Source organism: Arthrobacter sp. ES3-54 (assembly GCF_029504395.1).
In the GTDB taxonomy this organism is placed as follows: Bacteria; Actinomycetota; Actinomycetes; order Actinomycetales; family Micrococcaceae; genus Arthrobacter.
In genome coordinates this window covers 549,982-573,572 of the sequence record NZ_JAQFIF010000001.1, presented here as the reverse complement: position 1 = coordinate 573,572, position 23,591 = coordinate 549,982, and the positions used below count along the sequence as shown (strand labels likewise).

Here is a 23,591-nt window from a genome sequence, read left to right as displayed (position 1 = left end):
TCTTGATTAGCACTGTCGCCGTCCGCGGTATCGTCTGGCTGCCTCCGCAAACGAAACACGGGCACTCATCGCAACCCGGGGTTGCGACGAGTGCCCGCGATCAACAGACGGTTCCTAAGGCAATTGGACGACGGCGTTGACCATATTGTGGTCGGACGGAATTGTTCCGATGAAGTTACCGGAAGAATCCATGTTAATGACGGTCTCCCACTTCCCCACCCTCATCTTGGAGGTAAAGATGTAGTCGAGGTACGTTCCGTTCCCTGTCGTGTTGCGCGCCCTGGCTTTGCGCTCGAACCCGTTGAAGCTGTCGTAGTTGGCTCGAACCCGCTGTTCAGCGGTCGCCGCTGATGACGGCGCGTCGTTTTTGTATGTGTTGCCCAGCGGGTCAACATATCCGGCTGCAATCATCTTGTCGTACGGAGCATTTGATGGTTCCGTCCACTTGTGGGAATTGAAATCACCCACCATGAGCACGGGCAGTTTTGCTGTGTTGAGGCGCGCGATCGCTGAGACTATGGCCGAAGTCTGTGACTGCCTCAGCAGGTAGTAGGCACTGGCTTTGCTTGAGTCCAGCTGCGTGTCGCCAAAGAAAAAGGACTTCCCGGTTGACCGTTGGCGCAGGACTGCCCAAGCGAGGTACCGAGTGTTGTCCGTCGAGCTAATCTTCGGAAGCGCAACCGAGCCCTGTCTCATGAGTTCCAGAGTGCCCTTGTTGTAGACAATCTTGGTTCCCTGCGAGGCCCCTTTATCCGCGAAAACGCAGTTGGTCGGCGTGACGTCATTGACGCAGTTATTGCGTTTGGCGTTGGCCAACTGGTAGTTGACTCCCCGCTTGTACAGCCTCTCCTGGAGGTCCTCGAACTGGGTCAGCCCGCCGGCACGTGTCTCGTTCTTCAGCCAGCCCTGGGAGGCCTCCTGAACCCCGACGACGTCCGGCCGTTTGGACACGATGCTGGACACTACTGCATCCCGGCGACCAGCCCAGGACAGTTCATTCGCCAATCCGTCAAAGCAGTTGTCGCATTTGACGTTATAGCTCGCCACCGAGAGTGGGTTCGATATGGGGGGCAGAGTGGTTGCGGCGAGCGTCTTGGCCGCGACAGCCGCAGAATACGGACTGAGGTTTACCCCGTCCAAAGTGATGACACGTACTTTCGCGTAGTACTTGGTGTTCGGCTTCAAGTTCCTGATTTCTCCCGTCGTGGAAGAGAACCTGAAAAACGTTGCGCTGGACATGTCAGCGTTAGGCGAAATCTGAATCCGGTATTTGGGAGCTCCAGCAACGGCGTTCCACTTATAGGTGAGGGATGTGGTGCCCTGGACAGACGACTTAAGTCCGGTCGGAACGGCATACGTCGTGGCCATAGCAGCCGACAGCGGCATAGCGAGAAGTAGGACCAACAGCGCCACTGGCAAAATACGCCAACGCCGGGCGGAACGAAATTTGGACTGGGCAGGCAATATGGCCAAGAGTAACCTCGCGAGACGCTGAATAAGGCTTGTGGGCTTAGAGACGGTCAAAGTCTCGCATTAAAGCACCGCATTCACTAACCCACGCCCAGCGACACGCCGAAGTTGAATACTAATTTGCTACGGCGAGACTAAGATTCCCATGCCCTGTGCCGTACAAATGCACGTTGCGGTCCATGTCAGGTAGTCCGCTGGACTCGAGGCGCCTAACCCGGGCCGTGATGTATTTTCTATCAATATATGAGGCCAGGAAGAAGTCATGGGTGCCGGCTCGCAGTGCATTCAGGGCCTCGGAAGTCAATAGTCCTCGAAAAAGACCAGCCTTGGAATAAACGGTCGGAATTCGCCGGTCGCGCTCGACGGGGACGGCCATCAGTCCGTTTCCGTCCCTGTGTCGCAGTTCGCACACGAGTTCCGGCATTTCAAATCTGCCTACCACAGAGGCTTCGAAGAAAAGTTCCAGGTCCCCGTCGCCCGAGGGTTGTCCGCCCCAGAAAGCAGCCTTCAGGCGCGGATCGCCCTCGTTGCGGCCGAGGTCCAGTAGCGACTCGGCGTCTTGTCGCCGAACCAGTGCAGAGCGGCTCCGGTAAGGCTCGGGCAGCCGGTTCTCAACACTTTCGGGAATGAACCGGTCGATGAAGTCCCGGTGAGCCCTCAGCCATTCCTCCCGTCGTTTGGAGGAGTAGCGCTCAAACCGGCCGGGGGTGTAAATTTTGAGGCATTTCCTGCGGTAGAGCCCTGCGAGAACGTCCGCCGTGACGTCAGGGTCAAGATTGGCAGCAACGACAACGTCGCAGATGCTTGCCACCGAGCCGGTATACCCCACGGGATCAAACCCGCCCGAGCTGATGTTCTGTCCGTCGTCTCGGTTCCGCAGGAAGTAGAGAGTTTCGCCGCCCAAGACCGAGATTCGTTTCGCGGCGAGGTAGGCCGCCGCGTTGAAGATTCCGTCCTCGAGGCGGACTTTCTCTTCAGGAAAGCGGATGTCGTTGTCGGCCAGCAATGAGCGCCGGTAGAGCTTTTGCGGGGCAAGAGTCTTGAAGGCCTTAGGCAAGGCAACGTCAATGTCAGTCTTGATGTAAAGCCAAGGAGGTACAATGCGGCCGTGGGTTCCTGCCATTGACGGAATGACGACGTCTGAACCGTGAGCGTCGGCAAAGGCAACCAACTCCCTCAGCGCGTGCGGAGCAAGTACGTCGTCGGCGTCGGCGAAGAATAAGTACGTCCCTGATGTGCTAGCGATACCCACGTTACGAGGCTGACCCGGCCAGCCATGGTTCCCCTGGTGCACCACGGTCACGTTGGCGTGGCGCGAGGCGAACTCATCCATGTACGCCGAGCCGCCGTCCGTGGACCCGTCATCAACCAGGAATACTTCAAACGCATCTGCATCCAGATCCTGCGCCGAAAGCGAGTCGAGCAGTTCTCGGAGGTACGGCATGGCATTGAAGACCGGCACAACAACCGAAACCGCGGGCACGTCTTCGGAGGGTATGGCATCGGAGTGGGGGCCTTGCGGCATGATCTTGGTGCTCCTTAGCAAGGGAAACTTTGATGGCCGGCGCACTGCCTATCCCTGTACGCGCAAGCACTGCGGCAGCGGCTCAATCGGTTTTGACCCCTTCACCACAAAATAGGATTCTACCCGGGGGCCCCACGTAGCTACGAATCTAAGGGGCCATGACACATTGCCCGCCTAAACAATCCGTCGGCACAGTAGGCCTAACGGCAGCATCGGGCTCCTGGTAGTGGTCCCGCATGGCGGTGTGGAGCTGCTCGTTTCCGGTGGCCAGGCCATCTCCGATCCCGCCCTCGAACCCTTGCAGGCGGCCGCTTCGGTTTCCTCGAGGCACTGCCTGCGGACAGCCGCCAAGCGCCAGTATCGACCGAGCGTTAACTACGCAGAAGCTGACCCACTGCGGTCATTCGTGGAATGTGCCAGTCATCCCGTGGCTACGGCAACTGAACGTCGGCACGGATCATGTTGTGGTCTGAAGGTATGGTGCCCACGTAGTTCCCATTGGAATCAATATTTACGACGTTCTCCCACACTGCAGTCCGCATCGATGACGTGAAGATGTAATCCATGTATGTGCCGTTCCCATAAGTATTTCTAGCCGGCGCTTTACGGGAAAAACCGTTGAAACTCTCGAAATTTGCCCTGATCGTCTTCTCGGCCGTCGCCTTGCTGCTGGGCAAATCATTCTTGTACGTGTTGCCGAGCGGGTCGATGTAACCGGCAGCCGTGAGAATGTCATAAGGTGCATTAGCTGGCGAAGTCCATTTATTGGAGTTAAGGTCGCCTACGATCAACACCGGCAATCTTGCGGTATTTTTCGCCGCAATTGTCGAAACAATCTGCTGCGCTTGCTTCTGCCTCAGATTAAAGTAGGAAGGGTCGGACATGTGATCAATTAGATGCGCATTGCCGAAAAAGAACGACTTATTCGTTGATTTCTGACGAAGAACGGCCCAGGCAAGGTACCGATCGCTTGCCCCGGTCTGCGAGGCGAGTTTCAGTGACCCCTGGCTAACGAGGTCTACCTTGGCGCTGTTGTAAAGAATCTTTGTTCCGTCCGAAGCGCCCTTGTACTGGTAGACGCACTGATATGGGGTCGTGTCATTGACGCAGTTGTTCCTCTTCGCGTTACTCAACTTATAGGCAACACCGGACGCGACGAGGCGATTCGTGAGGTCTTCAAACTGTGTAAGTCCCGCCACTGATGTGTCACCCTGCAGCCGCCCGGAGGAAGCTTCCTGCACTCCCAGGACATCGGGTCTTTGCGACGATACAGTCTTCACGACTGCGTCCCGCCTGCCGCTCCAAGGCAATTCATTGGCCTGACGGGCATAGCAGTAATCGCAGGAGACGTTGTACGTGGCGACGCGGAGTGGATTGCTGATCGCGGGTAACACGGGTTTCGGTTTGGTTTTCACCGCCAACGTGGCTGAGTAGTCGCTTACCCCTGTCCCCGCTGAGTTTATGACTCGAACCTGAAAATAGTATGTCGTGCCGGGCTGAAGCCCCCTGACGTCCGCACTGGTCCCCGTGAAGGAAGAGTAAGTGGCACCCGTCATGGCAGAGTTGCCGGCACGTTGCAGGCGGTAGTTCGTTGCACCTGCGACAGCTGTCCATGAAAGGGTCACGGTTGTCGGACTCTGGAACGACGACTTGAGACCCGCGGGCGCTGGGTACGCCATGGCCGCCGAACTTGGTTGCGCACCTACTGTCGTCATCATGAGGATGCATGCCACCAAGATGGCGACGAAACGCGGGGGACGAAGGGCCAACACTCTCAGCATGAGCAACCTTTCGCTGGTACTGACCTTCGGCACATGAGTTGATCGGTCCTGCTCACAGCTTGCTTACCCCTGTTTCCGACTACGATTGTGTGCCCTCTGGCACCCGATATTTCGACCCTGATCCAGAGCAACCGGTTTGCCGAACGACAGAGATCCCATCATTGACCCCGGACTGAGGAAACCAGATTGTCGATGCACCCGCAACCAGCAAGCGGCCCATCGTCGGAATCCTTGGCAAAAACTGCGTTATGGCGCTTGGTCTGACCGACGACGATGCACTGCCATTGAATGCGCGGGTTGGTACCGTAGGACGAGTCGCTCGACAGGCATTACCGTCACCGAGACGGGGAAAATCAAGCCTTAAGCAGACGTAAGGGCTTTCGCCTCGGGCCATTCGCCGCTGCGGAATACGTTCTCGTAGCTGTCGCTGATGTGACCGATATCAATAGCTCGCCTTCCGGCCTTAGCCAGCTTGGACGAGAGCACGGTACCTGCCGGGCCGAGTGCGATAAGGACTATGTCCGAGCTGTCCAGCGCAATCTCAGCCAAGAGGCGCTGAAGATCGCTGAAGGCATCAATTGGCCGCGTGTACAAGAACTTTGAACCGGCCAAGTTGCTGAACAGTTCCGGAATTAGATCAAACCGCGAGCCTTCACCGGTGACGACGGTAACGGACCTGCCTTCCCACACAGAACGCCAGGCATTAACACCTTCCATGCCCGTCGTTTCGAAGAAGATGGGCCGGGTTACGTGGCTGTTGCCCATGACCTCGAATGGCGTGACAAGGGGTTCAAGCTGCCCCCATACATCGGCCCACACGCCCGACCAGTGTGTGTCACGGTAGACGTTGGGGAATCCTGTCAGTAGACCCTCCGTCGGCTCTAGCGCGGACCGAAGTGCGGCACTCAAGGCAGCAGAGTTCGGCTGGAAAGCCAGTTTGTAGTCGGGTCGCAGCATAGTCTTCAATTCGCCATCACCGAACCGCGCAAAGCTCTCGCCACTGTCACGGAGACGCCAGACTGTCTCCAAGAACCCGAGCTGCCGGGACTCGGCGAACACGCTCACGCGATCCAGGACCGGAGCGGTCAGCGCGATCCGGATGGCGTCGTTTGTCTTCCTCGCCATCTGGGCTTCCCATAGGAGTTTCCGAGAAAGCTCAATCTGCTCCCGGCCCTGGTTTACGCGGGTCTCACGAGCCTCCCACAACAGTTTCTGGGAAAGATCGAGCTGCTCCTGGCCCTGTTTCAAGCGGGCCTCACGAGCCTCCCACAACAATTTCCGAGAAAGCTCAAGCTGCTGGCGCCCTTGGCTTATACGGGCCTCACGAGCCTCCCACAGCAGCTTCCGCGAGAGCTCCATTTGTTCGATGTCGTGGCTCGTGCGCGCCTCGCGCGCTTCTGACAACAGATCCTTCAAGACCTGCAACATGTCCGCGTCCACAGCGTCCCCCTACCTAAATTTATCGATCTTCATCCTACATCGCCCGCCAACCCTGAATGGCGGGCGGATTGTCGTGCGTTTGGTCCTCAGGTCGCAGTCATTCAACACACACAACGACGATGACGGCTCGGATCAACCCTGCCGGCACCATTCGGTGCTGGCCCTCTGTACCCGGGCGAGCGCCTGGCGCGAACTAAACGGGATAGCTTCCCCGTTTGACTAGGGAAGGTGAGATCCCGCGGCCACGGATTCGTACTCGACGAATACGGGCTCAATGGCATCGTCGACGTCGAGACCGCTTTGCAGGTGCTTCCGAACCCACACGACCTGCCGACGCTGAATCTCTGCGGGCGAGCCTACAGCGAGGCAGTTCTCCGGCACAGGCCTGGACTTGGTGACCATGCTGCGGATCCCCAGGATGCTTCCGGACCCGACCGTGGCGCCGGGCATGAGGATGACGTCTGCGCCGATCCACACATGGTCACCCACCGTAATGGACTTCGAGACGTTAATCCTCCGGCCGGTGACCCCGTCATAGATAGGGTGGGAGTCGTCGGCGCGGGCTTGGAAGCGATCAGAAATAAGCAGGTCGTTTCCGAGCCTGATGCTCGCGCCCTCGGCGGTGGTCAGGTATGCGCCTGCACCGCAGTACAGGCCGTCACCGACGCTGATTTCGCATCCGAGGCCGAGGCTCATCAGGCCGCGGAACACGGACCGCTCCCCAACGGCGATGGACGAGTCGTCGCGGCGGAAACTCAAGTGGCCCTCCACCGTGGACCCGGGCCCGAACGTGGCCGTGCAGTTTGACCCCGCGAAGGTCAGTGTCGTGCCGGGCGAAGTCCTCGGCGCCCCAACGATCTTGTTGCCATTGCCATAGTCGCCAGCCGTAATCATGGCGCCCTGCAAAACGGTCATCTGGTGTCTCCCTATATTTATCGGCCTCCATCCTATCGCCCGCGCCATCAGCGGATGGTGGGACCCTTTCTGCGCCCATAGACCGTTCAGCAACCCTGCTGCAACAGAGTCCCGCCGCGTTCAAAGTCGAAAGCGTCGCAATGAGTCGGTTCACGAGGGCGACCCTTCGAGTTTCCGACCCCAGTTGCCCTTATTTCGCCCAAACGCGTGCATCCGGTGATTTAGTGCAGTCGAAATGAAATCCCAGCACGCTACGAAAGGGGCGGCCCGGAATCAGGATGCGTCCGACCCGCGCGATTCTACCCGCAGGCCATGGACGTCCGGAGAGCTTGAGAGTACCTTTTTGTTATGACGGGCTCTGCAATGGGGCCTTCGCCCCAAGGGAATCCGTTCAGCGCTGCGCAATGGCTGATTTTGACGCGGCGGGCCTGGCTGGGAGCCGCGCTAGCAGCCACCGCCACAGCCCTGAACAACGCCGCCGCGCCACCACAAATCGGCGCGGTCGCCAGCCTCGCCGTCCCCAGGACGACATACAGGGGAACGCTCCAGATGGCCTCAGATCCGCTCTCATACCTCGATCGAGTGGCGCTCCTGTGCGATTTTCCCGTCCGGGAAAGAGGTGAAACTTCCTGGCCCCAGGGCGTCTCTATCAACAAGGCCGCCAAGAAAATATATGTGTCAAACCAGGATGGCACGAAGTTGCGCATCGACGTGCGAACCCTCCGGTCAGGAGTCAGAAAGTCTTCGAGAACTGTTACGACCGAGAATCTGTGCTGGACAGAAGCATTGCCCTGGTTTTACAACCAAAGAGGGCAACTATGTTTCATCATCAGAGCAACCGGTGGAGGCCCGGCGAATTCATCCACCTACGCTATCTACAACTACACCACCGGTATCAAGGGCCCCAACATTCCAATTAAGGGTGTCTGGCGAGCTGACGTATCCGGCAGATATTTTGCAACAACTGATGCCGGAACCACTTCTGTAAGAAACTTCTACGTTTACGACTGGCGCAGCGTCCGGGACGGTACTCCCACCCTGCTGGCAACCATCCCCGCGAAGGCCGGCGCGAAGACCGCAGCGAAAAATCAAGGCTTGGCATGGGTCGGGAAATACTTCTACCTCATCCAAGGTAGTCAGTCGGAGAGTCCGACCTTCCAGGCATGGGACACCAACGGCAAACTGGCGCTCTCCCGCAAATACACACGCGCCGACTTTAGGGATGTAGTCAACAAACTCAAGCCCGGATACCTCACGAACGCGAACTACACATACGAGGCAGAAGGCGCCTTCAATCTTGATGGCAGACTCGTCTCGGTCCAGATTGTGAACAACAACCCTTCAGTCACGAAAGACGGGCGCGTACTCGTACTCCAGCACAACCGGAGCGACGGTGTCCGAGGCAAGATGCAGGCGGCGAAACCGCTGGGTAAGTGACATCTGCCGGATCCAGCAAACCGTGACCCACGGCTTTTACTTACTCCGTCCAGCTACGATGGCGCCATGGCTTCGTACACCAACCGCCACACGCCATTTCTAGGCCGGCAACTCAGTCGACCTACCAACTTAGCTCACGAGACGCGGGACATGCCGCCATTACGTGCGGCATTCAAAATGCACGACATACATTTGGCAACATCTGCCCCTCCCCCAACGACGCGAGCTTTTAGAGTGAGGACGGTATGTTTTCCCTGCCTTCCCACTGGTGCGTCGAGTCCGGCAGTCGACAATATCCGCTCCACCATGTCTTGAGACATTTTGTCCCGCCCAAGAAACTGGACCACGATTTCCCCATCTTCATTGGTGATGTCAAATGCAAACCTTAGGTCACCCCACTTGTAGTCAAAGACCAGCTTTGCTTTCGTGTGATACCACTCCCGAGCCACAGGTTGCGGCAGAAAACCACTCGCGTGAATCTCTTTCTGAACCTCAAGCAGGACATCTCCAGAATTACCCGATTCGACAATACGAGGGGCGGGCGACCCCGCTTGGGCCTGCCGTCCATTCGACAGCCTCGGATTTGCGAGTAGGCCAACCATTCGGTCGTCTACCACGAAATGCTTAGCGTCAACTTCTCGTTGCTTCGTTCGGTCGAACTTCCAGTTCGAACTAATGCCAACAAAGTGTCGGTGAAGTACGGATTCAGTCCGCTCAGTTGCTACACCTTCTACATGGTGCGTCTTCCACTGCTTTGCATCGTTAATACCCTCAGTCAGAGCCGACCATTTGGGAGTGGTGCGTGCTCGTCGAGAATCAAAGTATTTGAAGTCTTTAAAACGAAGCACAGGCGCCAAGCCAGCACCAGCAGCCTCGATCCAACGCCCCGTGTAGCCAATGACTGGCGCAGGGGAAGCTTCGAGTATCTCGAACACAGTTCGCCCATCCTCAGAGACAACCAACTCATCGACGTCAGCATGAATGACGCCGTAACTTTCCTGGAGGAACCTATACCTCGCATGTTGTAGAATTCCATACTCACAGAAATCGGAATCCCAGGGAGCATTCCTGAGACCTTCCCAGTTGCCTCCCTGGGGCCCAAAGAGGAAAGGCCAGTTAACAACTACGACCGTCTCGAGACCTTCGATGCCTCTCAGGCAATCGAGAACATCTTCTGCACTGTATTTTGTTGAGCCATTGTCATAGATGAGAAGGGCATCGATGCCTTGGTGTACTACATGAAAAGAAGCCCAGTCTCGAATCCAAGTCAACTCATTGTCTTTTGACTTCGTGAAAAGTACTTTTCTGCCCGCAAAGAGTTCCGTAAGGCTTGGAGCCACAGGAAATGAGATATCAATATCGCTAATCGATGTAGACAAGAACTGCGAGTCTGAACCGTCGAAAACTCGTGAGTTCTGCGTTCGATCGAGATCACCATAAGTCGTTCTCAATCTCGCACCATTCTCATCCATCAACTGCGTGGACTCGAGGATGGCCTGAAGATTAAGGAGAGGAGGTCCGGAGAGAACAATATCCGAGCCGTCTCGAAAGACATCATAGAAAACCGTTTTCGCATCAAACTTATCTAGATAGCCGGATTGCTGCAGATTTGCAGGTCGTGGCGGCTGACGAAGCGTCTTTGATGAAGACGGCAATATGACGGGCCACGGGTTTACAACCATGCGATAGTTTGACATGACGGCTTCGATTCTTTTTAGGCTCAACAAGTTTTTCGTTGCAAACGCTACCAAGTGCGATGGATGGGAGGGACGCTATAGCGCGAGTTTCTTGGCCGGCGTTGGCTTATATCTTCGAACGCGGCGGGTCGGCCCCGTCCCGGTCGAACAGCGGAGCCCCCTGGCCCGCCTAAACCAACGCCGGCTGGATGTCGCGGATAGTGACTACCCGAGCTTCCCGTCGCCCCAAATTTCATCGTATACACGGGCAGAAGAACGTCCGTCATCCAGGCCTGCGAACCGCGTCCTAAACGATTCGTAGCGTGCGGCATAGTGGTTTTCTGACGACCCCGCAGCAATTGCCTCAGCAAGCTGGTGCGTTGTCCGGGCCAGCGGGCCAGGTGCAGCTGCCTCAAAATCGAAGTAGAAGCCACGAACATTGTCCCGATATTGCTCAAGATCTGGAGTCAGGAAATATATCGGCTTTCCTGTGACGCAGAAATCAAACATTACAGACGAATAGTCAGTGACCAAGATGTCTGCCGCCAAATAGAGGTCGTTGACATCAGGATAGGCGGTAACATCGATGGTCTTATCTAATCCAGTTGTGGATCGCTGACCGGAGACGTTGTGATGACCGCGCAGTAGGAACGCGTAGTCGGCGCCGAGGATATCGCCGGCCTTCTGGACATCCAAGAAATTGACAAGGTCATACTGGTTGTTGGCTGAGCGGACATTATCCCGCCAGGTCGGCGCATAGAGCACGGCCTTGATTCCATCAGCCAGGCCAAGCGCGGCCCTGACTGCCTTTCGCTTCTTCGCGGCCGCTGGACCAATCAGGGCGTCGTTCCTCGGGTATCCATGGGCAAGAGTGCTTCCTTCGAATCCGAATGCCTTGGGCAAAACCTCCTCCGCAAACGGGTTCTGGGCCAGGAGGTAATCCCAGTACCCGGATTCCCTCTTCATGAGACCGATATAAGGAAGTGACAGCTGCGAGGAAACGATGTCGTTGCCAATTTTCTTGAGCGGCGTCCCATGCCACGTCTGGATGTACTTCTGTCCCGGATTCTTCCGGTAGAAGTACGGAAAATTGCTGTTGTTTACGACAAACTCTGCCGTGTGGAGCAGCCGGTACCATTCCCGGGAGTACATGACGACGGGCAGAGCACCCGTCGGAACAGCCATGGAAAAATCACGAACTGTCCAGTACTTGGCCCGGGTGTCTCCCCGTCGCACCATTTCATTGAACAAACCAAGTCCGCTGTCACCGATGGTCTTGCCGCTGAACGATTCGAACAGCACAGCACCGGCTTCGACAGGCTGGCGGATAAGTGCCGGAATTTCGCGCTGCAAGCGGCTCTGCATTAGTCGGCCGCGCTCATCTGCCTCGAATGGAGGGTTGAATTGCACGGACAATGCTGCTGCTTTTGCGGTGCGTGTGACCCGGATGGTTGTTGTGGGCAAGGCGAACTCAAGCGGGAAACTGGCTTCCATGAGCGGCGCCACGGGTACCCAATATGCGCCATTCGTCGATCCGTCGCCGGCGGTGAGACACCGCAGGGTGTAGCTGCCGGACTCAGGTGCCTGTGGGAAGGCCGCCCACTTTTCCTGGGCGAGAGGAAACTCGACCACAATTTCGTTTTGGCCATGAACCCATTCCGTCCGGGAAGGTCGGATAAGACTCCGACCATTGGCCAGAACCAAACTGGGCATCACGAGACGGGTGGAATCTGAGTCAGCGAAGCTGGCTTTAGCCAAAACAACTACTGACTGCCCATCGTCTGCAAGAGTGAATTTTTCAGCGACCACCTGCCACCGGCGATCGTGAAGTTCCAAGTAGCCAAAGCCACTGGCCCGTACGCGGAGCCGGTCGCCGGGCCCCGACTTCCGGTCTAGCTGAGAATCTGTTCCCCGCCACGCGAGATGATGAAGCTTTTTGTCTTGAGTTTCAACGCGCACTCTCCAGATGTGCTGCTTGGTCTTTCCTGCTTTAGAGGGCAACTCCGGTATATTGGCGCGGAAAACGGTCGTGCCACTCTCGTTGACCGGCCGTGCGCTGATTGACAGCTTGGCGGCAGGACATTCCACGATGATTTGCGAGGGGACTTCACCTGGAGCGGCGACTACCGAAAGAGTCAGCGTGCGACCGTCCAAGGTGACGTCTTCCACGAAGCGCCGATGCGCAACGCTAATCAGTGATAGTCCGAACTCGCTGGAGAACCGACAGACGAAGCGACTGTTACCGACAGCCGGGGGCAGCGGCAAGCTTCCGGCTGCTCCCCCAGTCTGACGCGATCCAAAGCGGGACTCCAGGGGATCATTTCCAAGCTTCAGCGCGAGCCGGACATACCATTCGGGCTGGGCCACGTCTAGCGGTGTGGCAGCCCGGAGCGACGTCAGGTCGATGCTCGCACGGAATGCAGATTCTTTGTAGCTGGTCCAAGCATCGTTGGATCCAATATCGATTGCAGGATCCGCAAAGGTCTCGACCGTTAGCGGAAAACTCAAGCCGGACTGTGCTTCCACGAGGTCGCATTGAAGCAAGGGAGCCGTGATATCGGAAGAAATGCCGGGCACATAGGCAAAGCCTTCGATGACCATTTGCGTTTCATCCAAGAGCTCCACACGCGTCAGCGAAGACTGGATCTTCAGCATGGCGAGTCGGACAGCCAGAAGCTCGTGAGAAATTTCGGATTCAAGCTCGACGAGGTAGCCCGGCTGGGCATGCCAACCTTCATCGCTCTTGACCAGCGGGTAGCTTGCCCCCGTCTCCGCGTTGCTTATGACAACGCGCTCGAAGTCCGCACGTTTATCGCGGCGGAGGAGGTCCACTAGTATCCGGTGGTGGACGTCCATCCGCGACCAGACGGACGGCCTGGCTTCCGCCGCCAATTTCGACACAGCTTCGTGGAGAAGGTGCCAGTATTCCTCACCGACGCGCGGAACCTGCGCGTAATAGAGGCCTAAATCGGGCCCGAGCACTTTGGCAAGCCATGAATCGACGACTGCGGGCGAAGTAGCATCCGACATAAATTCAAGCAGCCGCGAAGCGACCAGTAGTCGATCGGAGAGGTCGACTATATTGTCCTTTTGCTGGGTGATCGAAGATCGGTCCTGTCGAATCCGCCAGTCATAAACTACTTCCGAAAGAACATCGAAGCCCGAAGACCGCGCATAGGCGCGAGCTGTAGTTTCCTGGTCTTCATACAGCACTCCTTCCGGGAACAAGCGCACGTTGTCATTCCAGAAGTCTCGCCGGAAAATCTTGTTCCACGCAAAGACGTCCTGGAGTATCTCGGGGAAATCCTCCAACGTGACACCGATGCGATCGGACTTGTGGACTTCTGCCGCCCACTTTGGAACAGTCCGCTGTTTGCCCATCAATCGGTTCAATGAACCGATGGCAAAGTCTGACCCTGAATGGTGAAGCGACGTCATCATCGCCTCGTAGGCTCGAATCGGAACAATGTCGTCGGAGTCAGCGAAAGTAATAAACTCGCCGCGCGCCTCCGCGATACCCGTGTTTCTGGCAGCACCCAGGCCAGCATTGGGTTGCTGCACGATTCGAATTCGCCCATCCGAGCGTTCATATCCGCGAGCGATCCTGACGGAATCGTCGGAGGACCCGTCGTCGACAATGATCACCTCCAGTCTTTCGTAGCTCTGGCGGAGAACGCTTTTAAGACATTCGTCGAGGTATTCCTCGACGTTATAAATAGGAACAATCACGCTCAACAGGCCGTAGTCGACGCTCTTGTGAAATTTTGGTGTCGCTTTTACGACATTCTCCACTAGCGCCGGACGGAATGAGCTGCGGATGCTTCTCCGCCATGTCGGCGGGAGCGTCCGCCAAGCTTTCCGAAGGAGTTCCATGTTGTCGGACCCAGGTTCTGTGTTCTTTTTCGTCTCAGTCATGGTCTCTCTTACTCGCTGTCGCGCCAGAAGCCGCGGGTGTCGATAATTCTCTTGCCGCTGAGGCTGGCCGGCTCGATCTCGCGGAACTTGTCGTGATCCACCAGGAGCACAACCACCTGGGAAGCCTCGATAGCCTTGTCGGTGTCCACGTGACTTACGTTCGGGAGCGCGGCCAGCACCTGCGGCAGATGATCCTTGTGCGGTGCCGCGACAAGAATCTCGGCCTCCGGATGCTGCACGGCCACACGTCGGACGATCTCCACGGCCGGTGACTCCCGGACGTCGTCAATATTTGCCTTGAAGGCAAGGCCCAGGCAGGCAATGGTCGGACTGCTGATCTCGCTGACGGCCTTTCGGACCTGTTCCACGATGTAGCCAGGCTTACCGTCATTGACTTCCCGGGCGGTCCGGATCAGGGTCGAATTCTCGGGGTCGGCAGCCACAATGAACCAGGGGTCCACGGCGATGCAGTGGCCGCCGACGCCGGGGCCCGGCTGGAGGATGTTGACGCGGGGGTGATGATTGGCCAGGCGGATGAGTTCCCACACATCGATATTGAGGTTGTCGCTGATGACAGACAGCTCGTTCGCAAAGGCTATGTTGACGTCGCGGTAGGCGTTCTCCACGAGCTTGGACATCTCTGCCGTGGCGGCGTCGGTGAGGTGGATTTCGCCCTGGCAGAACACCGCGTACAGCGCGGCGGCGGCCTCTGCGGCCTCGGCGGTGAGGCCGCCCACCACGCGGTCGTTGGTGACCAACTCGATCATGATCCGGCCCGGCAGTACCCTTTCGGGGCAGTGTGCCACCAGCAGCTTCGGTTTGCCGTCGTGGCCGTCCAGGCTGAGGTCCGCGCGCAGTCCCAGGATCAGCTCGGCGAGCCGGGCCGTGCTGCCGGGAGGCGACGTCGACTCGAGGATCACCAGTTCCCCGCCAGTCAGTTGCGGGGCGATAGCCCGAGCGGCAGCGGCGATGTAGGACATGTCGGCGGACTTGTCTGCCTTGAACGGGGTGGGCACCGCCACAATGTAGGCATCCGCGGCGGGGGTTTCGAGCTGAGCCCGGAGCCGGCCCTGGCTGACGGCGCCGGCCACGTGGACCCCCAGGTCAGGTTCCACAAAAGGCACGTCGCCATTATTGCTGGCTTTCACGGTACCCGGATTGACGTCAACGCCGATCACTTCAAGTCCGTTGGTGGCCAGGATGGCGGCCGTGGGCAGCCCTATGTAGCCCAGACCGACGACAGCGACTGTCCTGATGGGAGCCTCAGTCTCGGCAGTCTTAGATGTCAACATGTTCATTTAACTTTCCGTAGAATTTCAGGTCTCCGGACGCCAGCAGTTCTGCGTCCTCCACCTGCCACGTGTGCCCGTCACCGGTACGGACCTGGAAGTAGTTGAAGCGGTCCGCCGAGTAAATGATCCTACCGGCGGCATGGGCGGCACGGAGAAATCCTGTGTCCTCGCCCACTTTGACGTCCAGGAAGGGGTGGTCGGTGAAGACTTCCCTGCGGGCCATGATGGTTGGCCCCATGACGAAGTCGGTGAACCGGTGTTCCCGGGCCGCAAACCGCAGGATTGCGGCGTTTGTCGTCTCAAGGTGCATGTAGTGGGCCTGTTTCCCGACGACATCTGCCCCGGAGTAGGACAAGGCGTGAAGCTGGTCACTCAGGTAGTGCGGGCCGTAGTGGTCGTCGTCGTCCATCTTTGTCAGGACCTGCCCACTGGCAGCGGCGACGCAGCGGTTCAGGCACTCCCCCAGCGACACTTCCCGCGATGCCTCCAGGAGCACGACGTTCCGCAGCCCGGAGGCTTCGCACAGCTCTGCCAAGCGTTCGGCGGAGAGCTGAAAGCCGTGGGTGAGCAGCACCAGTTCCGGCTCCACGCCGCGCTGTCCGGCCAAGGTCCGGAAGACACGTTCCAGGTTCTGGGGCCGGATGGTCGGCAAGAGCACGGACAGGGCGGGCGGTGCCACGGTGGCCGCAATCCCCGGCACGGCGTGCTCCAACACCGTGGCTGCCCGGTGGGAGTAGGTGTGGTGCGCCCAGATGGTCCGCTGGGCCAGGTGGGCCGTGCGGTCGTTCAGTTCCGGATTGGAAACCAGCGCGCGGGTGAGGTGCTCGGCTTCCTTGCGGGTGGCGGCCACAGGTACGGCTGCGGGGGTGAAGAACGCTCCCATGGCCTGGCTGGGCGCGGTGATGACCGGAGTCCCGGATGCCGAGATTTCAAAGATGCGCCGGGCACACATGCTGGGCGAGTCCACAACCGAATTTACGTTGAGGAAAACCTTGTAGGCCTTGTAGGCGGACAGGGTCTGGGCATAAGTCAGCGAACCGACGACGCGTGAGTCCAGCGGCGCTGGGAACTGGTACTCGGCGTTGCCGCCAAGCTGACGTGAGAATATCTCCAGCCCAGTCCGCATCCGGGCAGAGGCGTCCAGCGCACCGCCCAGGAGGAGATCCATCTGGGCACGGCGTTCCGGATACTTATGAGCAAAGTACATTCCCGCAAAGGCGACATCGCGCTGGTGCCGGCCCTGTCCGGGACGCACCGGATTGTGGATCGCAGGCTGCGCCGCAAACGGAAGCACCGCTATGCGCTCATGCCCCAGATCCACGGTGTACTGCGCAATGCGGCCGGAATCAGACGTGAAGACGTGGTCAAACAGCCGGGCCACGGGCAGGAAGTCCTCGTAGTGCGGCGGGTCTTCCTTGTTCCAGAAAACCGTGGGGATTCCTTGCTCCCGGCACCACTGGACCAGCTCCCGGAACTCGGCGCTGGGCCCGTTGGGGCCGGTTAACTTGCCGCGCCACAGCCCACCGTTTCCCGCCCAAGCCGACTCGACAAACAGGAGGTCAACGGCTCCGGATGCCAGGTCGCTGCGCCAGGTGTGGGGGTGCACGGCGCTGGTGGTCCACTCGTAGCCGAAGGCCAGCGCGGAAAAGTCGTCCAGGATTACCGCAGCGCGGACGTCCGGACGGGATGGCTGTTGTTGCGGAAGGGCGGCCGGCATCAGTGAGAGCCGTCGTTTACGCCCGCGTCCGGTCCAAGCCGCTTCCACGCCCTGAACATTGCGCGGCGCGGCGAAGCCCTGCTCGATCCGCTGACGGGACCGCCATGACTTGAACTGCGCCGGTCCGCCCCTGCGCAGGTGCCACAGCCCTGCCCGGATCTCCCGCAGACCCGCCATCAACCTCGACTCCGACGCGAGGACCGTCCGCGAACCTCGGTGGCCACAAGGTTCGCTTTTGCGTCGTCGAGAATCTTGGCGGCCGAAACATTGTTGCCCTTGGACAGGTGGCGGGTGAAGTCCTGATAGGCCTTGATGGCGACTTCCGGGTCATCGTCCATGATGAGATCGCCCTTGTCGAGCCAAATCACCCGCGTGCACATTGCCTTGATGGTGTCCAAGCTGTGGCTGACCAGGAAGACGCAGCCTGCCTGCTCGCGGAGCTCGTCCATCCGCAATTTGCTGCGGTCACCAAACTGGGCATCGCCGGTGTTGAGCGCCTCATCCACCAAGAGAATCTCCGGATCGACGCTCGCTGCGATTGCAAACCGGAGGCGTGAAGCCATCCCCGAGGAGTAGGACTTCATCGGCAGGTGAATGGACTTCTCGAGTCCGGACAGTTCGACGATGCTGCTGAACTTTTCGTCCACTTCTGCCCGGCTCATGCCCATGGCAAGGCACCCAAGGATGACATTTTGGTCACCGGACAGGTCTTGGACCAAGGCTGCGTTAACGCCGAGCATGATGGGCGTGCTGGACGCATAGACTGCGCCCGACGTCGGCTTGGATTGGCCGCTGATGATCTTCATGAGCGTGCTTTTTCCGGACCCATTCCTACCGATGATGCCCACTGACTCACCGCGCTCCACCACCAGGGAGAGCTCATTCAGGGCCTGTACGGTCACCATGTGCGGCTTGTTGACGGCACGACGCAAAAGTCGTGGCTTGCTCGGCTCGGCGTCCTCGTCCGAAGCGGCGCTCGAGGCGACCCGATAGCGCATCCGCACGCTGTCCACCACCACGCATGGATGGCCTTCGATGAAAATTTCCTTCTCACCCGCGTCCATAGGATTCCTCCCCCTTCCAGAAGTACACAAGTCCGACAGCCAGCGCCCCCAGGGCCCAGGCAGCGAGTATTGCCCACGACTGCCACTGGGGAACCCGGGCGTAGAGGACACAATCCCGGACTATGTCAATGACGTTGAACAAGGGATTGAGCTTGATGGCGGCAAGCATTTGGGGATGGGTCACAAAGCGTTCATACGTATAGAAGATCGCTGACCCGTACATCCACGCCCGCAGCGCGAAGGGAAGCAGGTGCGTGACGTCGTGAACGCGGGAGATAATCCGGGCAAGGATGAGTCCCACCCCAAGATTGAACAGCGATTGCAGGAGGATGGCCGGTACCACCAATACCCACAGCCACGTGATGTCCTCCGCCGGAGGCAGCACCACGACGATCAGGAGCATGGCCAGGATGAGGGGCACAGCGGACAACAGCTCGCGAACGTTGGCACCGATGGGAAGTGCGGCGCGCGGGAAGTTAAACGCCTGAACAATGGATTTGTTGCTCCGGATAGAGCGCGCGCCGGACGTGATAGCACCGGAACTGAACTGGAACACGAAGATTCCCACCACGAGGTAACCCACGTAGTTGTCGACACCCCGGCTGGTTTTCAACAATAGTCCGAAAATCAGAAAGTACGTCAGCCCGTTGAAGATGGGGTTCAGGAGCAGCCAGGCGCTGCCGAGCCGGTCGCGGCGTGTGCCGCTTTGAACGCGGGCACGGGCATCATAAAAAATGAACTGCCGGAAGTCCCAGAGCTGAACCAGGTAGTCCAGGAAGCTTGGCCGCGAACCGACACGGGTCAGCCGCCGCATGTCCACGGAGAGAGGCTGTACAGCCACCGGCTCCGGATCTATTGCACTATCTGCGGACACTAGTCGATCTCCTCATGTTCATGGTGCAGCCCGGCGTAACGCGCGGCCAAGGCCTTGGCGTTGGCAGCCCAGGTCCTCTCGGCCAGAACTGCGGCCCGGCCTGCGTGCCCCATCGACGCCCGTCGGCTCGCATCGAGAAGCAGCGCCGAGATCGTGTGTGCAAGCCGGTCCGGTGACGCGGCAGGGACCAAAAGCCCGTTGCCGCCGTCGTCTATTATCTCCCGAAGTGCGGGCAAGTCGCTTCCAACCACCGGCCGCGCACTCGCCAGGGCCTCGATTGGCTTGAGCGGGGTCACCGCGCGGGTCACGTCCAGGTCCTTGCGTGGCACCACGAACACGTCCAGGGCCTGATGATAAAGCGGTGTCTGATCCCGGGGTACCCTGCCCGTGAAGATTGCCCTGTCAGCGAGGCCGAGCCCCTGGACTTGCTTCCGCAGTGCGGGGCCGGCCACACCGTCACCAACAATCAGCAGGCGCAGCTGCGGAAAGTCCGGCGCCAGGAGCGCGAAAGAACGTACGAGGTCGTCCAGGCCTTCATACGCGACAAGGCTGCTGACGGTGCCAATGTAGAGTCCGTCCTCCGGAAGGCCGAGTTCGCGGCGCGCGTCGGCGGCGTCCCGCGGCTGTTGGAGGAAGGCTCCGCCGACGGCGTTGGGAGCGATGATGATCTTCTCGCCGGGGATGCCAGCGGCAACTATGTTGGCCTTCATGGCCTGCCCCAGCGTCACCACCAAATCGGCGTCCTGCATGACTTCAGTTTCCCGAGCTTGGAAGAGCGCGTACTTCTCGCTGTCCAGCGCCTCAGGTCCGCGTGTGGCAGCCCAGGTGTCCGCCAACTGGCCGCGGACCTCGTACACCCACGGAATGCCCAGGGCTTGGGCCACGGCCCGGACCACCAGACCATTGACGAAGTGAGTAGTGGTGTGCAGGACGCTCGGCCTGAATTCCAGGGCCACCTGCAGTAATTCCTCGGCCTGTTGCTGAAGACGTGCGTCCATAGTCTGCGCCAGCCGTGACGGGAGCAGACGCCGGTAACGGACGCCATCCACCACGTCGCTGGCCTGGGCCAGGAATTTGCCCACCTGGACGGGGTATCCAAGCCGTGTGACGGCCAGGACATCCCAGCCCGCTTCCCGCTGGGCAACCATGATGGAGTGGGATCTCTGGGCGTAGCCGCTGGCGGTGTGGGGCAGGGAATTTGTGAGCAAATGCAGGACCCTGCCGGGAACCGGCGTGAACTTTTGCCGCTGCAGCGAGGGTGCCGCGCCTGCGTAGACCGCGGCCTCCCCGGCGAGCCGTGCCTGCTGCCGCCGTCCGGCAGCGCCGGAGCCGTCCAGTGCGGTGACGGCTCCGCTGAGGTTCCCGTCATGCCACAGCCTGCGGGCCCGTACAGATTTGAGGCCGGGAGCATTCCCGGCCTTGGCCAAAAGTGTGTCTGAAATCTCCGTCAGGCCGGCGGATAGGGCAATGTCGGCCAAACGCCGGACCTGCTCTCCCTTGGCGTCCCCGCAGAGGGCAAGTTCGAGGCGGCGCTTGACGTCGGCGTCGTCCCCGTTGCTCATCGATGCGAGCAACACAGGCACGGTCACCGAGTCCTTCGGGAAGACCGCGGTCACAGCCCGGCCCAATGGACGTACGACGGCGGGCAGCCGGCGCGACGCCTGCAGGTAGAGAAGGAAGGGGTCGTCAACGAGGTGTTGGCTGATAATGCCCACGGCAAGCCGCGCATTTTTAACGAGCTGGATCATTTGCCGGTGACGGTTTCCGCCAGGAGCTCGGAGATGAGGTCCATGTAGCGGTCGGCGAGCTGTCCATATTCCGCGTTGGTCTTGACCCACTGACGGCTGTCCCCGTTACGCACCAGCCGGCTCCGATCAGCGGCGAGCTCGCGCCACAGATCCGCCATGGCCTCCGGGGAGCTCGGAACGATGTCCCCGGCCTCGGCGTCCAGGACAATCCGAGCCGCTTCGCCGCGCACCATGGCCGTTACGTGCCGCCCGATGGCCAGGACCTCATAGGTCTTTGACGGGACGGTGGTTTCGAAGGATTTCCAGTCGTCGCGAAGGGAGACGAGGCAGGTATCGGCGGACGCATAGCGTTCCAGCATGGCGTCCCCTGTCAGGGGAGCATGAAAAGTGACCGGGGCCTTCAGCTCCCGCGCCAACTTCTCCAGCGCCGGACGCTGCGTCCCGTGGCCCACCATGTGCAGGTGCATGGAATCACCCACGAGGGCACTTGCCCTGATGGCCACATCGAGCCGCTGGCTTTCGCCGTGGTTTCCGAGGTAGAGGGCCTCGAACACATCCCGCTCGGGTTCCGGCGGACCCACCACAGGGATGGAGTCCAAGTGGACGCCGTTGCTCACGGTCGCCACGTTTCGGACGCCGCGCGCACGCAGGGTAGCGGCGAATCCCTCCGTCACAGTGACCACGAGGTTGGCGCGGTGCTGGACAAAATCCACCACGCGCTCAACCACACTTTTCACGCTGCCTTGGACCAACCGCGCATCACGCGCCAGGTCTGGCCAGGCATCTCGCATTTCAACGATCAGCGGCACGCCGCGGGCCTTGGCCAGGATGTATCCGGCAGCGAGCGAAGGCAGCCCGGGCGCCGTGACAATGACGACGTCGGGCTTCCGGACCATGAATCCGGCGGGAATGGATAGTGCAGCCGAATAGCACTGGTCCAGTAAGCGTGCTGCCCGGGAGTTGCCATGGCGGAGGTACGGAACGCGGAGGATGTTCTCGGTGAATTGCCCTTTTTGGAGCCGGAAGGGCTGCCCCGCCATTCGGCGCGGGAGGTCCCGCCGGCCGAACGGATAGTGCGCCACCGGCGTCACGACGTCGACGTGCCAGCCTGATCGGGAAAACTCCTTGATCATGGCGCTCCAGCGGCGCTGGGGCGGGCTCTGCTCCGGCCAGTAGGAATGCGTCAGCAAAGTGATGCGCAAGCCCTCGGCCTGCGTCTTCTGGGGAGTTCGTTCTACGAATTCAGGGCACATGTCTAGAAAGTTACTTTCCCGCCTTGGCGGAACTGACTGGGCTCCTGCCGGCAAGGAAACGGAAGTAGAGCAAGCCGGCACCGAGCAGGATCAGGACTGTGACCAGTTGAACCCCCAACGGGCTGCCGGTAGCTACGGCCACGGCGGCCTGGACTTCGGACTTCACCATGACGGGCGGCTCAGTAGGGGTGGCTATCACAGCAGGAGCAGTAGACGACGCGGTCTTTGGGGTAGCCGAGGGCGTCGGCGTTGCGGAGGCTGCGGAGGCGGTTTCCTGCACACCGGCGGGCGTGGCAGCGCGGGGCACGAGGGCCGGCGCCAGCGCCGGGGGCGCGGTTACGGCAGGCAGAGGGGTGTTTATGGGAGACGGGACCGGAGCGGGGTTCGGCGCCGCAGGAGCGGGGTTCGGAGCTGCCGGCACGGGCGCGGGAACCGGCGCGGGCGCCGGTGCGGGCGCGGGCGCCGGTGCGGGCGGAACTGGCACGGGGTTCACCACGGGCGGTTCAGCAGGAACGGGCGCTGGATCAGCGGGCGCAGGCTCTGCGGGCGGGTCCACAACAGGCGGGATCTCGGGCTGCACCGGTGTCTCGGCGCCGCCCGTCGAAGGATCCGGCATCGTCGTCAGAAATTGGATCAGGGGGCGCGGAGCCGTGTCTGCGGCGTTGGCGGCTGTCGCCGTGCCCATAGACGCGACAGCCAGGAGCAGTGCTCCCAGCCCGACGCGTGCGGACTTCAGTTTTTGGCTGCGCGACGTCATCGACAGGCCCTCCCCCAGGTACGAGATTTAATCAAGCGTGTGCGGTCGTGGCCATCACAAACGTCATTGTCGGCAAAACCCCAGCGTTGCACGGTCCCCCCAGTCTACTTGACGGAAGGCACCGGCTGTTCACCGAAGTGCCACCGGGCCATGATATAGGGCAGGTAGGCCGGGACAATTGCGCCACGCGGGCCGGGATAAGCTGGATGAATGCTCCACTTCAGACGGTTCGTTTCGGCGCGCCCTTCCCTCGCTGTTGCGGCCATCGCGGCCGGCCTTGCCCTGACGTCCTGCTCCCCGGTGGTCGACGTAACGCCGGCCAAGGATGCTGCGAACGCGGCCTGCGCGCCCATGATGCTGGCGCTTCCAGACGCAATCGGCGACGCCAAGCTGCGCAAGACAAATGCCCAGGCCACGGCGGCGTGGGGCGATCCATCCGCGGTGATCCTTCGCTGTGGAGTCAACGTCCCAGGACCCACCACGGATCGCTGCGTGAGCGTCAACGACGTCGACTGGGTCATCAAGGAGGGCAACCCGGTGTGGACGCTGACCACGTTCGGCCGCGAACCGGCGACGGAGATCCTGATGAATCCGGACAAGATCAGTTCGGCTACCGTACTGGCCGACCTCTCCTCAGCGGCGCAGAAGATCAAGGCGACCCGGAAGTGCGTGGGCCAGGAAGACCTGCAGAACCTGCCGACCAGCAAATAGGTTCTGCTGGCCCGGC

Annotated in this window: 16 protein-coding genes; 2 read left to right on the top strand and 14 right to left on the bottom strand. The window is 59.9% G+C overall.

Annotated features, from left to right (window positions below):
• Positions 1–114: 114 nt before the first annotated feature.
• The 5 genes from M2428_RS02695 to M2428_RS02675 all read right to left on the bottom strand — a co-directional run bounded on the left by M2428_RS02695 (position 115) and on the right by M2428_RS02675 (position 7,131).
• Positions 115–1,368 (bottom strand): endonuclease/exonuclease/phosphatase family protein, encoded by a 1,254-nt coding sequence (locus tag M2428_RS02695; protein ID WP_277523597.1) that lies wholly within the window; start codon positions 1,366–1,368, stop codon positions 115–117.
• Positions 1,369–1,585: 217 nt separating this feature from the next.
• Positions 1,586–2,995, bottom strand: coding sequence for a glycosyltransferase family 2 protein (locus tag M2428_RS02690; RefSeq protein WP_277523402.1), 1,410 nt, complete (start codon positions 2,993–2,995; stop codon positions 1,586–1,588).
• Between the two features lie 431 nt (positions 2,996–3,426).
• Positions 3,427–4,713 carry an endonuclease/exonuclease/phosphatase family protein gene (locus M2428_RS02685; RefSeq protein ID WP_277523400.1) on the bottom strand — a complete coding sequence of 429 codons (1,287 nt, stop codon included), beginning with the start codon at positions 4,711–4,713 and terminating at the stop codon, positions 3,427–3,429.
• A 423-nt stretch (positions 4,714–5,136) separates the two neighbouring features.
• Positions 5,137–6,216 carry a GT-D fold domain-containing glycosyltransferase gene (locus M2428_RS02680; protein ID WP_277523398.1) on the bottom strand — a complete coding sequence of 360 codons (1,080 nt, stop codon included), beginning with the start codon at positions 6,214–6,216 and terminating at the stop codon, positions 5,137–5,139.
• Positions 6,217–6,435: 219 nt separating this feature from the next.
• Positions 6,436–7,131 (bottom strand): acyltransferase, encoded by a 696-nt coding sequence (locus M2428_RS02675; RefSeq protein ID WP_277523397.1) that lies wholly within the window; start codon positions 7,129–7,131, stop codon positions 6,436–6,438.
• A 348-nt stretch (positions 7,132–7,479) separates the two neighbouring features.
• Here M2428_RS02675 and M2428_RS02670 point away from each other — a divergent pair, with 348 nt between their 5' ends.
• A complete protein-coding gene (locus M2428_RS02670) occupies positions 7,480–8,568 on the top strand; it encodes a hypothetical protein (protein WP_277523396.1) in 1,089 nt (362 codons plus the stop codon).
• Positions 8,569–8,702: 134 nt separating this feature from the next.
• Here M2428_RS02670 and M2428_RS02665 read toward each other — a convergent pair whose 3' ends face one another.
• The 9 genes from M2428_RS02665 to M2428_RS02625 form a co-directional block, all read right to left on the bottom strand.
• Positions 8,703–10,265, bottom strand: a complete 1,563-nt coding sequence (locus tag M2428_RS02665; RefSeq protein ID WP_277523395.1) for a hypothetical protein — start codon at positions 10,263–10,265, stop codon at positions 8,703–8,705.
• Between the two features lie 204 nt (positions 10,266–10,469).
• Positions 10,470–14,159: a bifunctional glycosyltransferase family 2 protein/CDP-glycerol:glycerophosphate glycerophosphotransferase gene (locus tag M2428_RS02660; protein ID WP_277523394.1), complete on the bottom strand. Its 3,690-nt coding sequence runs from the start codon at positions 14,157–14,159 to the stop codon at positions 10,470–10,472.
• An 8-nt stretch (positions 14,160–14,167) separates the two neighbouring features.
• Positions 14,168–15,457, bottom strand: coding sequence for a UDP-N-acetyl-D-mannosamine dehydrogenase (gene wecC, locus M2428_RS02655; protein WP_277523393.1), 1,290 nt, complete (start codon positions 15,455–15,457; stop codon positions 14,168–14,170).
• Positions 15,438–17,345, bottom strand: a complete 1,908-nt coding sequence (locus M2428_RS02650) for a glycosyltransferase (protein ID WP_277523391.1) — start codon at positions 17,343–17,345, stop codon at positions 15,438–15,440. Before M2428_RS02650 ends, wecC begins: the two co-directional genes overlap by 20 nt.
• Positions 17,345–18,232 (bottom strand): ATP-binding cassette domain-containing protein, encoded by an 888-nt coding sequence (locus M2428_RS02645; protein WP_277523389.1) that lies wholly within the window; start codon positions 18,230–18,232, stop codon positions 17,345–17,347. Before M2428_RS02645 ends, M2428_RS02650 begins: the two co-directional genes overlap by 1 nt.
• A complete protein-coding gene (locus M2428_RS02640; RefSeq protein ID WP_277523387.1) occupies positions 18,219–19,073 on the bottom strand; it encodes an ABC transporter permease in 855 nt (284 codons plus the stop codon). The genes M2428_RS02645 and M2428_RS02640 overlap by 14 nt, the downstream gene beginning before the upstream one ends.
• 32 nt (positions 19,074–19,105) lie before the next feature.
• Positions 19,106–20,854 (bottom strand): glycosyltransferase family 4 protein, encoded by a 1,749-nt coding sequence (locus M2428_RS02635; protein WP_277523385.1) that lies wholly within the window; start codon positions 20,852–20,854, stop codon positions 19,106–19,108.
• Entirely contained in the window at positions 20,851–22,056 is a 1,206-nt protein-coding gene (locus M2428_RS02630) for a glycosyltransferase family 4 protein (protein WP_277523383.1), read from the bottom strand. The genes M2428_RS02635 and M2428_RS02630 overlap by 4 nt, the downstream gene beginning before the upstream one ends.
• A 61-nt stretch (positions 22,057–22,117) precedes the next feature.
• On the bottom strand, positions 22,118–22,276 hold the full coding sequence (locus M2428_RS02625; protein WP_277523382.1) for a hypothetical protein: 159 nt from the start codon (positions 22,274–22,276) through the stop codon (positions 22,118–22,120).
• A 798-nt stretch (positions 22,277–23,074) separates the two neighbouring features.
• On the opposite strand from M2428_RS02625, the gene M2428_RS02620 reads away from it, so the two are divergent.
• On the top strand, positions 23,075–23,575 hold the full coding sequence (locus M2428_RS02620; protein ID WP_277523380.1) for a DUF3515 family protein: 501 nt from the start codon (positions 23,075–23,077) through the stop codon (positions 23,573–23,575).
• The last annotated feature ends 16 nt before the right edge of the window (positions 23,576–23,591 follow it).

What these genes read in the sequence shown, in the direction of transcription:
- M2428_RS02695 (WP_277523597.1), bottom strand. Translation starts at nt 1,368, where the DNA reads ATGGCCACGACGTATGCCGTTCCGACCGGACTTAAGTCGTCTGTCCAG.
- M2428_RS02690 (WP_277523402.1), bottom strand. Translation starts at nt 2,995, where the DNA reads ATGCCGCAAGGCCCCCACTCCGATGCCATACCCTCCGAAGACGTGCCC.
- M2428_RS02685 (WP_277523400.1), bottom strand. Translation starts at nt 4,713, where the DNA reads ATGATGACGACAGTAGGTGCGCAACCAAGTTCGGCGGCCATGGCGTAC.
- M2428_RS02675 (WP_277523397.1), bottom strand. Translation starts at nt 7,131, where the DNA reads ATGACCGTTTTGCAGGGCGCCATGATTACGGCTGGCGACTATGGCAAT.
- M2428_RS02670 (WP_277523396.1), top strand. Translation starts at nt 7,480, where the DNA reads ATGACGGGCTCTGCAATGGGGCCTTCGCCCCAAGGGAATCCGTTCAGC.
- M2428_RS02665 (WP_277523395.1), bottom strand. Translation starts at nt 10,265, where the DNA reads ATGTCAAACTATCGCATGGTTGTAAACCCGTGGCCCGTCATATTGCCG.
- M2428_RS02660 (WP_277523394.1), bottom strand. Translation starts at nt 14,159, where the DNA reads ATGACTGAGACGAAAAAGAACACAGAACCTGGGTCCGACAACATGGAA.
- wecC (WP_277523393.1), bottom strand. Translation starts at nt 15,457, where the DNA reads ATGAACATGTTGACATCTAAGACTGCCGAGACTGAGGCTCCCATCAGG.
- M2428_RS02650 (WP_277523391.1), bottom strand. Translation starts at nt 17,345, where the DNA reads ATGGCGGGTCTGCGGGAGATCCGGGCAGGGCTGTGGCACCTGCGCAGG.
- M2428_RS02645 (WP_277523389.1), bottom strand. Translation starts at nt 18,232, where the DNA reads ATGGACGCGGGTGAGAAGGAAATTTTCATCGAAGGCCATCCATGCGTG.
- M2428_RS02635 (WP_277523385.1), bottom strand. Translation starts at nt 20,854, where the DNA reads ATGATCCAGCTCGTTAAAAATGCGCGGCTTGCCGTGGGCATTATCAGC.
- M2428_RS02625 (WP_277523382.1), bottom strand. Translation starts at nt 22,276, where the DNA reads ATGGTGAAGTCCGAAGTCCAGGCCGCCGTGGCCGTAGCTACCGGCAGC.
- M2428_RS02620 (WP_277523380.1), top strand. Translation starts at nt 23,075, where the DNA reads ATGCTCCACTTCAGACGGTTCGTTTCGGCGCGCCCTTCCCTCGCTGTT.